Origin of the sequence: Achromobacter xylosoxidans A8 (assembly GCF_000165835.1) — a bacterium.
GTDB classification, from domain to species: domain Bacteria; phylum Pseudomonadota; class Gammaproteobacteria; order Burkholderiales; family Burkholderiaceae_B; genus Achromobacter; species Achromobacter xylosoxidans_B.
Map to the genome: position 1 here is coordinate 2,504,710 of NC_014640.1, position 12,129 is coordinate 2,516,838.

General features: G+C 67.7%; 13 protein-coding genes. 12 read left to right on the forward strand and 1 reads right to left on the reverse strand.

The window, feature by feature from the left end; translation table 11 throughout:
• Window positions 1-60: 60 nt before the first annotated feature.
• From AXYL_RS11750 to AXYL_RS11765, 4 genes are all read left to right on the forward strand, one after another.
• Entirely contained in the window at window positions 61-1,311 is a 1,251-nt protein-coding gene (locus AXYL_RS11750; protein WP_041653304.1) for a D-amino acid dehydrogenase, read from the forward strand.
• A 155-nt stretch (window positions 1,312-1,466) separates the two neighbouring features.
• Entirely contained in the window at window positions 1,467-2,369 is a 903-nt protein-coding gene (locus AXYL_RS11755) for a DMT family transporter (protein ID WP_013393007.1), read from the forward strand.
• Window positions 2,370-2,442: 73 nt separating this feature from the next.
• Window positions 2,443-3,402 (forward strand): proline dehydrogenase family protein, encoded by a 960-nt coding sequence (locus AXYL_RS11760; protein ID WP_013393008.1) that lies wholly within the window; start codon window positions 2,443-2,445, stop codon window positions 3,400-3,402.
• A 21-nt stretch (window positions 3,403-3,423) separates the two neighbouring features.
• Complete coding sequence (locus AXYL_RS11765) at window positions 3,424-4,257, forward strand: helix-turn-helix transcriptional regulator (protein WP_013393009.1); 834 nt, start codon at window positions 3,424-3,426, stop codon at window positions 4,255-4,257.
• On the opposite strand, the gene AXYL_RS11770 is transcribed toward AXYL_RS11765, so the two are convergent.
• On the reverse strand, window positions 4,176-4,847 hold the full coding sequence (locus AXYL_RS11770; protein WP_013393010.1) for a flavodoxin family protein: 672 nt from the start codon (window positions 4,845-4,847) through the stop codon (window positions 4,176-4,178). The two genes, AXYL_RS11765 and AXYL_RS11770, sit on opposite strands and share 82 nt — an antisense overlap.
• Before the next feature lie 129 nt (window positions 4,848-4,976).
• On the opposite strand from AXYL_RS11770, the gene AXYL_RS11775 reads away from it, so the two are divergent.
• From AXYL_RS11775 to AXYL_RS11810, 8 genes are all read left to right on the forward strand, one after another.
• Window positions 4,977-5,867, forward strand: a complete 891-nt coding sequence (locus tag AXYL_RS11775) for a LysR substrate-binding domain-containing protein (RefSeq protein ID WP_013393011.1) — start codon at window positions 4,977-4,979, stop codon at window positions 5,865-5,867.
• On the forward strand, window positions 5,864-6,883 hold the full coding sequence (locus AXYL_RS11780; protein ID WP_013393012.1) for an AraC family transcriptional regulator: 1,020 nt from the start codon (window positions 5,864-5,866) through the stop codon (window positions 6,881-6,883). The genes AXYL_RS11775 and AXYL_RS11780 overlap by 4 nt, the downstream gene beginning before the upstream one ends.
• Before the next feature lie 146 nt (window positions 6,884-7,029).
• Complete coding sequence (locus AXYL_RS11785) at window positions 7,030-7,998, forward strand: Bug family tripartite tricarboxylate transporter substrate binding protein (RefSeq protein ID WP_013393013.1); 969 nt, start codon at window positions 7,030-7,032, stop codon at window positions 7,996-7,998.
• A 149-nt stretch (window positions 7,999-8,147) separates the two neighbouring features.
• Entirely contained in the window at window positions 8,148-9,203 is a 1,056-nt protein-coding gene (locus AXYL_RS11790; protein WP_013393014.1) for a 3-keto-5-aminohexanoate cleavage protein, read from the forward strand.
• Between the two features lie 49 nt (window positions 9,204-9,252).
• A complete protein-coding gene (locus tag AXYL_RS11795; protein WP_013393015.1) occupies window positions 9,253-10,242 on the forward strand; it encodes a Bug family tripartite tricarboxylate transporter substrate binding protein in 990 nt (329 codons plus the stop codon).
• Between the two features lie 6 nt (window positions 10,243-10,248).
• A complete protein-coding gene (locus tag AXYL_RS11800; protein ID WP_013393016.1) occupies window positions 10,249-10,707 on the forward strand; it encodes a hypothetical protein in 459 nt (152 codons plus the stop codon).
• Complete coding sequence (locus AXYL_RS11805) at window positions 10,704-11,069, forward strand: hypothetical protein (protein ID WP_013393017.1); 366 nt, start codon at window positions 10,704-10,706, stop codon at window positions 11,067-11,069. Before AXYL_RS11800 ends, AXYL_RS11805 begins: the two co-directional genes overlap by 4 nt.
• Window positions 11,070-11,173: 104 nt before the next feature.
• The gene (locus AXYL_RS11810) at window positions 11,174-12,079 is read left to right on the forward strand and encodes a LysR family transcriptional regulator (protein WP_013393018.1); all 906 of its coding nucleotides are present in this window, start codon (window positions 11,174-11,176) and stop codon (window positions 12,077-12,079) included.
• Window positions 12,080-12,129: the final 50 nt, after the last annotated feature.

Sequence of the window (12,129 nt, forward strand, 5' to 3'; positions counted from 1 at the left end):
CGGACGGGCGCGGCGCATCCCAGAATAGAGCGTTTCCCCTGTCTTTCTGGATCTATGAGTATGCGGGTTTGCGTAATCGGCGCTGGCGTCGTGGGTGTCGCGTCGGCCTATTTCCTGGCGCGCCAGGGCCATGACGTGGTGCTGGTGGACAGCCAGGCGCGTCCGGCCGAGGTCTCCAGCTACGCCAATGGCGGCCAGCTCAGCTATAGCTATGTGGCGCCTTTGGCCGGTCCGGGCGTGCTGCCCAGCGTGCCGGGCTGGCTGCTGCGCGAGGATTCCCCGTTGCGTTTCCGGCCCAGGCTGGATCCCCATCAATGGCGCTGGTGCCTGCAGTTCGCGCTGGCGTGCCGGGCCTCGGTGGCCAAGGCTTCCACGGCCCAACTGGCGAGCCTGTCCTATCTCAGCCGTGACGTGATGCATTCCCTGCTGGAGCAGGAAGACCTGGCGTTCGGCCATCTGAAGAACGGCAAGCTGATTGCCTACCGCAGCGCGGCCTTGCTGGACAAGGCGCGCGAACTGGTGGCCTATCAGGCCGCCCACGGCGCCGACCAGCAGGTGCTGGACGCGGCGCAGACCCTGGCCCTGGAGCCGGCGCTGGCCGGCATGGGCGGCAGCCTGGCGGGCGCCATCTATACCCCCAGCGAAGAGGCGGGCGACTGCCGCCAGTTCACCGAAGCGCTGTTCGACCGCCTGCAGTCCATGGCCAATGTGCAATGCGCCATGTCCAATCCGGTGTCGGGACTGCAGCGCGAGGGCCGCCGCATCGTGGCGGTGAACACGCGCGACGGCGACATCGGCGCCGATGCCATCGTGCTGGCCACCGGCGTCGGCACGCGCGCGCTGCTCAAGCCCCTGGGCCACGACGTGCCGCTGTATCCGCTGAAGGGCTACAGCCTGAGCGTGCCGCTGGATGAGGACGACGAGTCGGTGGCGCCGCGCATCAGCGTGACCGACTATGAGCGGCGCATCGTCTACGCCCGCGTGGGCGGCGTGCTGCGGATCGCGGCCATGGTCGACATCGGCAGCGCCGACGCCGGCATCGACACGGCGCGCATCGGGCTGCTCAAGCGCCAGGTGCACGAGGCTTTCCCGGCGCTGGACCTGCGCCAAGCCGAGCCCTGGGCAGGGCTGCGTCCGGCCACCCCTACCGGCAAGCCGCTGATCGGGCGCAGCCCTGCGGCCGACAACCTGTGGCTCAACATCGGGCAGGGTGCGCTGGGCTTTACCCTGGCCTGCGGCAGCGCCGCGCTGTTGACGGCCCAGATGGGCGGGCTGGAGCTGCCGCTGGATCCCGCGCCATTCCGTCCCTGACACGGGCAATGTCCGTTTTGCGATAGCCGCTGCCTTTTCATCGGCAGACGGACCGGATCGCGCTCAATAGGATAGCGATACTCCGCCGCTTGCGCAGCCTCCAGGGGCGCCGCAAGCGGCCGGAGACCATCCCTTATCCTCCGAGCGCAACCATCATGTCCTACCTGTTTCCGTTGTTCGCCATTCTGTTCTGGGCGGGCAACGTCATTGTCTCCAAGATGGCCGCCAGCGCCATCTCGCCCACCGCCATTACCTTCTACCGGCTGGTGCTGGCCCTGTTCCTGATGGGCCTGTTCACCGCCGGCCCGGCCTGGCGCAACCGCAAGACCATCCTGCGCCACTGGCCCAAGCTGGCGCTGTACGGCGCCCTGTCTTCGGCGCTGTTCCAGGCGCTGTCCTACCGCGCCGCCGAAACCACCACCGCCACCAACATGGCGATCCTGACGGCGCTGATCCCCTTGCTGAGCATGCTGCTCAGCGTGGTGATCCTGCGCGATCCGCTGACCCTGGGCATGGCGGCCGGCGGCGCGCTGTCGTTCCTGGGCCTGCTGTACCTGGTGGGGCAGGGCGACATGCTGAGCGTGTTCCAGCACGGCATCCACGTCGGCGACGGCCTGATGCTGCTGGCGGCTTTGTCCTATGCGCTGTACGGCGTGCTGCTGCGCCATTGGAAGGTGCCGCTGCCGGCCTGGCAATCCACTTTCGTGCAATCGATCTTCGCGCTGCTCTATATGCTGCCGCTGTATCTGCGCGTGCCGGCGGCGCAGGCTGCGCTGGACATGAACACGATTCCGCTGATCCTGTACGCCGGCATCTTCTCGTCGGTGCTGCTGTCCTATCTGTGGATCGAAGGGGTGCATCGCCTGGGGCCCAACCGCTGCAGCATCTTTATCAACCTGTTGCCGCTGTTCACCGCGCTGGCCGCCTTCGTCCTGTTGCGCGAGCAATTGCACCTGTACCACCTGCTGGGCGGCGCGGTGACGCTGGCCGGCGTGCTGCTGGCGCAGACGGTGCAGCGTCCGCTGTTCGGCCGCGCCCGCGCGCTGGCGCTGGACTAGGAACTTTTCACTGGCGTTCAAGACGCACACCCGCCGTCCCGGCACAGTGGCTCTCTTTGCAGGGAGAGAGCCCATGAGCATGTTCCAGAGAACCGCCATCGCGCTGGCGCGCAGCCCGGGCGTGGGGCGGGCGATGCGGGCCATGGCGGCCCGCACGTCGCTGGCGGCCCGTTTCGTCGGCGGCGCCGACGTGGACGCCGCGGTCCGCACGGCCGCCAGGCTGCGCGAGGCGCACGGGATTCGCGCATCGCTCTTTTACCTGGGCGAATACGTCGACGATCCCGACTCCATCGAGCACAACGTGGCGCAGGCCGTGGGTGCCTGCCGGGCGCTGGCGCATGCCGGGCTGGACGTGCACGTATCCGTCGATCCCACGGCCATCGGCTATATGCGCGACGATGCGCTGGGCCGGGACAATGCCCGGCGCATCGGCCTGGCGGCGCGCCGCGGGGTCGGCCTGGGGCGCGACTGGATGGTGTTGGACATGGAGGATTCCTCCATCTGCGACCGCACCTGCGCCTTGCATCGCGAATTGCTGGCGGCCGGCATCCCGGCAGGCCTGACCCTGCAGGCGCAGCGGCGGCGCACGCCGCTGGACCTGGTCTGGGCGATCCGCCAGCGTACCTCGCTGCGGCTGGTCAAGGGCGCGTTTCCGGAGCGCGAACTGGACCACGCCGGCCGCGCGCGCATCGACCAGGCCTACCTGGACGCAGCCACCATCATGCTGTCGCGCGAGGCGCTGGAGTCGGGTTTCCAACCGGTCTTCGGCACGCATGACGACCGCCTGGCTGGCGCCATCATGGAACTGGCGCGGGAACGCGGCTGGCCGCCAGATGCCTTCGAATTCGAAATGCTCTACGGCGTGCGTCCGGACTGGCAACTCGCGCTGCGTCGTTTGGGCTATAACGTCAGGGTCTATCTGCCCTTCGGCGGCGACTGGTGGCCTTATGCCGTGCGCCGCGTGGGAGAAAACCCGCGCAACGCGTGGCTGCTGGCCCGCACGCTGACTTCGGACCAGAGCTACTTCGGCTAGGCGACTCACGCATACGCATCTATGGCGGTTTCCCAACACATCTGGCATTGCGGCGCCGGCCTGCCCGGCGACGTGCTGATCGCGGACCTGCGCGCCTACCGCTATGCGCCGCATTTCCACGATGCCTGGTCCATCGGCGCCATCGCGCAGGGGCGCTGCGCCTTTACCGTGCATGGCGAGGCGCAGCTCGCGGGCGAGGGCGATCTGGTGGCGATCGCGCCCGGGCAGGTCCACACGGGCGGCACCTCGGACGCGCCGCTGGCGTATCGCATGGCTTATATCGATGCGGCCTGGTTCCGAAACCACGAACTCGCGCTGTTTGCCGGCGGCGCTGCGCTGCCCGGCCCCGTCATCCGCGATCCAGCGCTATGCCAGACATGGTTGGACGCGCTCACCCCCGACGCCATCGCCGACTCGGAGCGCCGCGAACGTATTTCCGCGGCCCTGTTCGGGCTGCTGGCGGCGCATGCGCAGACCGCGGCGGTTCCTGCCGACGACGCGTCCGACGTGTGCGCGCTGCTGCGCGAGCGCATGGCCTCGGACCCGGCGTGCGCGCCGGACCTGGAAGCCCTGGCGGCGGCCCAGGACCGCCACCGCACCACCCTGGTCAAACAATTCGCGCGGCGCTATGGCCTGCCGCCGCTGGCCTGGCTGCGCAATTGGCGGGTGGCGCGTGCGCGTGTCCTGCTGCGCGACGGTCTGGCGCTGGCGGATGCGGCGCAAGCCGTGGGCTTCGCCGACCAGGCCCATCTGACCCGCGTCTTCAAGCAGGTCTACGGCAGCACGCCCGGCGTGCTGCGCAGGGCGGGGGCGGCTTCCCAGACATTGCGGGCGCGCGGCGTTTCGACCCGGTAGTCCGAGTACTTGTGGGTAAAGAATGCAGCGCCCAGCTCCGCCGCCGCTTGCAGCGGCCGACGCGGGTCCGCCGCGACCTCGCCGCGCAGGTTGCCGGCGCCATGCACATAGCCGACGAAATCCGAATGGGTGTAGCGCGCGTATTCCTGGATCTGGTGCACGATGCCCAGGGCTGCGCCCGGGTAGGTTTCCTCGGACGCCACCGCCAGGCCCAGGCGCTTGCCGACCATGCGCTGCTTGACCCGTTCCGGTTCGGGGCCTTGGCCGGCGTAATGGCTGAACGAACGGTCGAAGAAAGCCTTGGTCTGCGCCGACATGCCGTACCAGTAGATCGGGGTGCAGATCAGGACGCCGTCGGCCGGCAGGAAGTGCTCCAGGAACAGCTCGGCATAGCGGTCGGCGGGCGCGGTGGCGTGCCGCAGGTCCGGCAGGAAGGACTGAATGTAGTCGTCCAGGAACAGCAGCGTGGCCGAGGTGCCCGCCGTCTCGGCGCCCTGCAGCGCGGCCGCGCCCAGGGCCGCGCTGTTGCCGTCGCGCCGCGGGCTGCCGACCAGGATCAGCAGGCGCTTGGTGGGATGATCTGAATTCATGTTTGATTCCTTGTGTGGACATGGTTGCTGCCATGCAGTGGTGGAAATTTAGTATTCCTGCCTGATGGGCGACAAATGATGAATCCTTGAGTAAGATGAATTGATTTCATCCATAAGGCCCGGGATCCCATGTTCGCCACGCTACCGGTGACGGCGCTGCGCACCTTCGAGGCGGCCGCCCGGCTGCTCAGCTTCAAGCTGGCCGCGGCCGAACTGGCCGTCACGGCCACGGCCGTGTCCCATCAGGTCAAGGCGCTGGAACGCCACGTGGGCTACGCCCTGTTCGAACGCGTGCCGCGCGGCGTGCGCCTGACGGAGAAGGGCGCGCGCCTCTTCGCGGGCGTGCATGGCGCCTTGCTCGATGTGGCGCAGACCCTGGACGCCTTGCGCGCCGCGCCGGCCTCGGGCGCGCTGACCCTGTCGACCACGCATTCGTTCGCGGCCTTGTGGCTGGTGCCGAGGCTGGGGCGCTTCCATGCCGCGTTCCCGCAATACCAGCTGAACCTGAACACCAGCCCCGAACCCGTGGACCTGCTGCGCGACGCCAGCATGGACCTGGCCATCCGCTACAGCCGCGCGCGCTGGCCCGGGCTGCACGCAGCCTGTACGCTGCAGGAATGGTTCGGCGTCTATGGCGCGCCCGCGCTGGTTGCGCGGCCGGGCAAGCGCGCGCCGTCGCTGGTCACGGTGCGCTGGCGCGATTCGCAACTGTACGATCAGGGCTGGCAGGACTGGTGCGAGGCCGCCGGCCTGCCTTCCTGGCGCACGCCGGCGGCGCTGCATGCCTACGAGGAAGAGCACTACGCGCTGCAGGCCGCGATCGCCGGCCAGGGGCTGGTGCTGGCCAGTTCCGTCATGGTGTCGGACAGCGTGGCGGCGGGCACGCTGGTGGCGTACCGGCCCGAGATCAGGGTGGCGGGGGCGGCCTATACCGCGCTGTGCGCGCCGGGCCGCGAACGCCATCCGCCGGTCAAGGCGTTCTTGGGGTGGCTGCGCAAGGAATTCGAGGCACGGGCATGAGGCAGGTCTCCCAACTGATGCGCAGCGGCAGTTTGAACGGCTACGTCGAGCTGGTCGAGTCGCTGGGCCGGGATCCCCATGCCTTCATGCGCAGCGTGGGGCTGGAGGCCAGATTCCTGCAAGACCCGGAAATGCTGATCCCGCGCGACGCGGCACGCGAGCTGCTGGAAATCACGGCCCGCGCGACGCGCATCGAAGACTTCGCGCTGCGCCTGGCGGCGCGGCGCAAGTTATCGGCGCTCGGCCCCATCAGCCTGGTGCTGCGGGAGGAAGCGACGCCGAGGCAGGCGCTCGATACGCTGTGCCGCTACCTGAAGCTGGTGAACGCGTCGCTCATCATCCGGGTTGAAGACACCGGCGGGCTGGTGATCATCCGCGAAGACCTGCTGCCCACGCCCGGATTGCAGATGCGGCAGTCGGTGGAGTTGGCGGTGGGCACCATGTTCTGCATATTGAGCGAGCTGATCGGGCAGCAGTGGCAGCCGCTGGAGGTCTGCTTCTCGCACCGGCCACCTGAGGACGTTACCGCGCATCGCGCCTTTTTCAGGCGCAACGTCAAATTCAACCAGGAATTCAACGGGCTGGTGTGCTCGTCCGCCGATCTGTCCAGGCCGCGGGAGCAGGGCGATCAGGTGGCCGCCGGCCTGGCCCGCAAATACCTGGAAGCGGCCATGACCGGCCGCGGCGAAAGCGCGCAGGAGACCTGCCGGCGGATCATCCTGGCGCTGCTGCCTGGCGGCGCCTGCTCCGCGCCGGAGGTGGCGCGCTTTCTGCACGTCGACCGCCGCACGCTGCATCGCCGCCTCGGAGCGGAAGGCCTGTCTTTCAGCCGCGTGCTGGACGAGGTGCGCCGGGACCTGGTCCAGCACCATTTGCGCGAGAGCGATCTGCCGCTGGGCGAGGTGGCGGAATTGCTGGGCTTCTCCAGGCCCAGCAGCTTCAGCCATTGGTTCCGCGACCAATTCGGATGCAGTCCCTCAGCGTGGAGCAGGGCGGGTCCGGCCAGGCCGGCCTGAATGCTGTCCCAAATTGACAAGTTTATGTCCCAGAATAGCAAGTAAGCGCGCGCAGAGCGATGGATACTTGTGGCCATAGACCAGACATTGCGCTTTCCAGGAAAGGGAACCCGCGCATCAGTCCGGCAAAGAGCCAGGAGACAAAGATGAAACTGCATCAATACGCGCGTTCGGCCTTGGCGTTGGCCGGATGGTCGCTGGCGTTCAGCGTCTGGGCTGCGGACGGCAAGCCCTTGCGCGTCATCGTGCCGGGTCCGGCAGGCGGCACCGTGGACATCGCCGCCCGCGTGATCGGGCAGCAGGTGTCGGCCGACACCGGCCGGCCGGTCATCATCGAGAACCGGCCCGGCGCGACCGGATCGATCGGCCTCAGCGCCATGCTGAAGGCCGACCCCGACGGCAACACGATCGCGCTGGGGCCGAGCAATATGCTGGTCGAAGCGCCGCAGGTGATGAAGGTGCCATACGACCCGCTCAAGGACATCGTGACCATCGCCCGGGTTGCGTACACCAGCTATGCGCTCGTCAGCGCCGCCGACTATCCGGCCAAGGATTTCCAGAGCCTGGTTGCGCATCTGAAGGCGCGCAAAGGCAAGTCGTCTTTCGCCAGCTACGGAACAGGCACGGTGTCGCAGTATTCGGGCCTGATCTTCAGCAGCCAGGCCGGGCTGGACATGCAGCACGTCGCCTACACGGGGTCGCCGCAGGCGCTGCAGGACGTCATAGGCGGCCAGGTCGACATCATGTTCGACGGCATGGTCACATCCTTGCCCCTGATCAGGAGCGGCCGGCTGCGCCCCTATGCGGTCGCCGGGAAAAACCGCTACAGGGATCTGCCCGAGGTGCCGACGATGACCGAACTGGGCTATCCGGAGATCCAGTTCCAGGGGCAGGTTTGTTTTTATGGTTCGAGCAAGCTGCCGTCCGATGTCCTGGTCAGGCTCCAGGCCGTCATCAGCAAGGCGGCGGCCGTGCCGGCGGTGCAGCAGAAGCTGGCGGACGTGGGGCTGGAGCCCGACGTGAACATCGACAGTGCCGCGCTGCTGGCTGAAAACAGGCAGACCTCGCAGCGCAACGCCGCCATCGTCAAGAAGTTCGACATCCGGGCCAACTGACCCGCCTTCCATTGCTTTCAGCGCCGCGCCTTTAGGGGCGGCCGGCACGCGCCGGCACGCCCGTGGACCACGCGCGCCGGTATTCCCGCGCTTCCCTCATGTAGCGCGATCCACGCAGTCTTCACCCACCCAGTCGGAGCACCCTCGCCATGAACTTTCTAGACGGCCACCTGTATCCCGAAAACCAGCAGCCCCTGATCATCACCGCCGCGCCCTATGCGCCGGGCTGGATACCCTCGGACTTTCCGGAGGATATTCCGGTATCCATGCAGGATCAGATCCAGAAGGCGGTGGATTGCTATGAAGCCGGCGCCACCGTGCTGCATCTGCATGTGCGCGAGGCCGACGGCAAAGGCAGCAAGCGCCTCTCCAAGTTCAACGAGCTGATCGCCGGGGTGCGCGAGGCCGTGCCCGAGATGGTCATTCAGGTGGGCGGCTCCATCAGCTTCGCGCCGGAAGAGGGGCAGGCCGCCAAATGGCTGAGCGACGACACCCGGCACATGCTGGCCGAACTGACGCCCAGGCCCGACCAGGTGACGGTCACCGTCAACACCTCGCAGATGAACGTCACTGAACACGCAGGCGAGGATGATTTCCGGGGCGTGTCTCGCGGCTTTCCCCACCTGTACTCCACCTACAAGGACATGGTCGTGCCCGCGAATCCCAGCTGGGTCGAGGAGCATATCCGGCGCCTGACCGCAGCCGGCATCCAGAGCGAGTTCCAGTGCTACAACATCAACAGCTTCGAAACCATAGAACGCATGATCCGCCGCGGTGTCTACAAAGGGCCGCTGGTGATGAACTGGGTGGCCATCAGCGGCGGCATGGACCAGGCCAATATCTACAACCTGGCCAACATGTTGCGCGCGGTACCCGACGGCGCCGTGGTCACGGTAGAAAGCTCCGTCCTCAACGTGCTGCCTGTCAACATGATAGGCATCGCCCTTGGCCTGCACGTGCGCTGCGGCATCGAGGACGTGCTCTGGAACCAGTCCCGCACGGGAAAGATGAGTTCCGTCGAGCAGATCAGGCAGCTGGTGCGCATCGCCGGCGAGTTCGGCCGCCCCATCGCTACGGCGCAGCAGGCGCGCGAGATCATGAAGATCGGCGTCTTCTACGAAACGGCCGAAGAAACGCTGCAGGCCAACGGCTTCGCGCCCAACCGCAACGGCGGCAACCAAGGTTTCCTGCGCAAGCCCGTCTGACGCTTTCCGCCGGGCCGCGCGCGTCCGCACCATGATCCAGGATGAAAACATGACGATCTCATTGACCCGTAGGGAACTCTTGCTGGGCGCGGCGGCGTCGCTGGCGAGCCGTCTGGTGTTGGCGCAGGGCGGCGGCGATTGGCCGGCGCGACCCGTCAAGGTAATCGTGCCGGGCGGCGCGGGCGGAGTGTTGGACACGCTGGCCCGGCAGCTGTACGCACGGCTGAACGACACGCTGGGCCAGCCTTTCGTCATAGAGAACCGCCCGGGCGCGAACGGCTTGATTGGCTCGTCCGCGGTCAAGAATGCCGTGCCCGACGGCTACACCATCCTGCACAGCACGGCTTCGTCGATGGTGATGGCCGAAGCGCTGAATCCGGCCTTGCCAGTGCAGACCCTGCGCGACCTGGAACCCGTTGCGCTGTCTTCCGTGGGAGGCGTGCTGCTGGTGGCGCATGCTTCGGTGCCGGCCAGGACCTTGCCCGAGCTGGTGGATCTGTTGCGCCGCGAGCCAGGCAAGTACCAGTCCTACGGCAGTTGGGGCATGGGGTCCAACGGACACCTGACCATGGAGTGGATCAAGCAGCGCGCGGGGCTGAGCATCAACCACGTACCCTACAAGACCACGCCCGCGCTGCTGACGAACATCGTGTCGGGCGAGATTCCCGTGGGCTGGGTCGACGTGGTGTCTCCCCTGGGTTTCATCGAGCAGGGCAAGCTGCGCGGTATCGCGCTCACGGGCACCGTGCGCAGTCCCAGGCTGCCGGACGTGCAGGTGTTGTCGGAACAGGGCTATCCCTTTACCGCTGCGGGCTGGCAGGGTGTTTTTGCGCCCAGGAACACGCCGCCCGAGGTGCTGGAGCGCCTGCATGCGGCCATCAATCATGAACTGGAACAGCCGGCGTTCCTGGATGCGCTGCGCCAGGCCAACGTGCCGCCATCCGCTGCCGTCAGCCGCCAGGCGTTCGCCCAGACCATCACGCAAGACCTTGCCGCCTGGCGCAAGATCGTGGTGGACGGAAACATCAAGGCCGAGTAAAGCGCCATGCAGATATCCTCCCATGCAGACAAGATAGGCCGTCTGTTGCGGCTGCGCGAACGGCTCGATCCCTTGCGGGATTTCGAGCTCTGGTACTGGACCTGTCTTACCGCGGGCACCAATATCTGGAACGCATCGCTGCACGCCGCAGGCCTCACCAGCGAGGACCGCGCTTTTTCCACCATTCCTGGCGTGCATGTGGTGCCGCAGGCGGACGGCGGCTGGCGCAGGGAACTGCGTGGCCCCGGCGACGTAAGCCACGTGGGCTGGCCCGCCATTGCCGGTGACCTGCCGCAGCCTGTCCAGCGCCTGGAGGCCGCCTTGCACGCATTGGAGGAACATCGCGACCCCTGCCTGCGCGGCGACCGCAAGCCGACCCAGGCCATCGTCGATGATTGCCAGGACGCGATGTCGCAGGCCATCTCCGTTTACCGGACTCTGGTCCGTCCGGAGGTGCGCCCATGATTGCGGAACTTCACCGCGACAAGGCGGAGCGCATCGAAGCCTCGCTGGCCCGGTTGGGCGACGAGGACTGGGAGATCCGGATCGAGGCGGCCATGCTGGCGGGCACGCATTGGATCAACTTCGCCTTGCACCAAGCGGGCGTCAGCGAGGCGTCCGAGGACATGGTGCACGCTTCCATGTGCATGGTCAGCGTCCTGCGCAAGTACCGACTTGCGGCGCCGGAACTGATCGAGGCGCTGGAGGAGATCGAGGAGCTTCGTCCGCTGTACGTGCGAGGCGACATGGACGGCGCGGCGCGGGCGGCGCGTCGCGCGCTGGAATTGCTGGGCTTCATCGGGGAGCGCGCGCGCAGGCTGGCCTGAATCCGGCGGCCTTGCACGCTTGTGCGCAAGGCCGGAGAGAGGATTGACGCGCCCCTGCGTGCGCTTCTACTCTCTCCCGACAATCAGCGCGGAGGCCGCCAGGCGTGAATCGATTCCATGAAATGAGCGTGTTCCTGGCGGTGGCCGAGGCACAGAGTTTCGCCGCGGCGGCGCGGCGCCTGGAAATGTCGGCGCCCACCGTCACGCGCAGCGTTTCGGCGCTGGAGCGGCGGCTGGGCGCCTTGCTGCTGGTGCGCACCACGCGCAGCCTGCGTTTGACCGAGGCCGGCCAGCGCTATGCCGACGACTGCCGCCGCATCCTCGATGAGGTGGAGCAGGCCGACGATGCCGTCGCCGGCGCCATGGCCGCGCCGCGCGGCGCGCTCAGCATCACCGCGCCCGCGTTCTTCGGCGAATTGCACGTGATGCCGGCCGTGCTGGGCTATCTGCGCGTGCACCGCGAGGTCTCGGTGCGCACGCTGCTGGTGGACCGCGTGGTGAACCTGCTGGACGAGCGCGTGGACGTGGCGGTGCGCATCGGCGCCTTGCCGGATTCCACGCTGACGGCGGTGCCGGTGGGGCAGGTGCGTCGCGTGGTCTGCGCCGCGCCCGCCTTCCTGCGCGAACATGGCGTGCCGCAGGACCTGGAGTCGCTGGCGCGCTTTTGTACGGTCACCGCGGCCATGGAGGGGCGCACGCCGCAATGGCGCTTCCAGCAGGACGGCCAGCCCAGGAACCTGCGCGTCGATTCGCAGCTGACGGTCACCTCGTTCCAGGCGGCGGTGCTGGCGGCGTGCGAGGGCTGGGGCCTGACGCAGGTGGTGTCCTACCAGGTGGCGCGGCACCTGGCCAGCGGCGCCCTGGAGGTGGTGCTGCGGGATTTCGAGCTGCCGCCGCTGCCCGTGCACCTGGTGTATCCGGAAGGCCGCAAGAGCTCCGCCAAGGTGCGCAGCTTCGTCGAATTCTGCGTCGAGGCCTTGCGCCGCGACCTGGCGGCGCTGCCCGCGTAGCGCCCCAGCCCGCGGCTGCGCCCGCAGGAGCGCATGGAGGGACAGGGCCA